At 45.2% G+C, this 493-nt stretch carries 2 rRNA genes; both read left to right on the top strand.

The annotated features are described in order from the left end of the window. Window positions 1-243 (top strand): 23S ribosomal RNA (locus tag JIG37_RS18610); the annotation flags it as partial. Window positions 244-399: 156 nt separating this feature from the next. Beyond that, a 5S ribosomal RNA gene (rrf, locus tag JIG37_RS18605) occupies window positions 400-493 on the top strand.

Genomic DNA, 493 nt, shown 5'->3' with positions numbered 1-493 from the left:
AGGACCGGAGTGAACGAACCGCTGGTGTTCGGGTTGTCATGCCAATGGCACTGCCCGGTAGCTACGTTCGGAACTGATAAGCGCTGAAAGCATCTAAGCGCGAAGCAGGCCTCGAGATGAGTTCTCACTAGACTTTAAAAGTCTCTGAAGGGCCGTTGAAGACTACAACGTTGATAGGCAGGATGTGGAAGTGGTGTGAGCCATTAAGCTAACCTGTACTAATTACCCGTGAGGCTTAACCATACAACGCCAAACGCGTTTTATGACAGTGTAACGAACAGAAGTTAAGACACTAAAGTAGATTTTACGAAGCTGTAAGCCATAAGCTTTAAGCTGTAAGAAAATATCAGATTTCCGAATTTATTAATTTGCTCTGATGAGTGAATTAAACCAAATTTGCTTGGTGACAATAGCGTTTTGGACCCACCTGACCCCATGCCGAACTCAGTAGTGAAACGAAACAGCGCCGATGATAGTGTAGCAGCTGCTATGT

The sequence above is a fragment of the Pseudoalteromonas sp. bablab_jr010 genome, from assembly GCF_016464105.1.
GTDB lineage: Bacteria > Pseudomonadota > Gammaproteobacteria > Enterobacterales > Alteromonadaceae > Pseudoalteromonas > Pseudoalteromonas simplex.
This window is presented reverse-complemented; position numbering and strand designations above follow the sequence as displayed.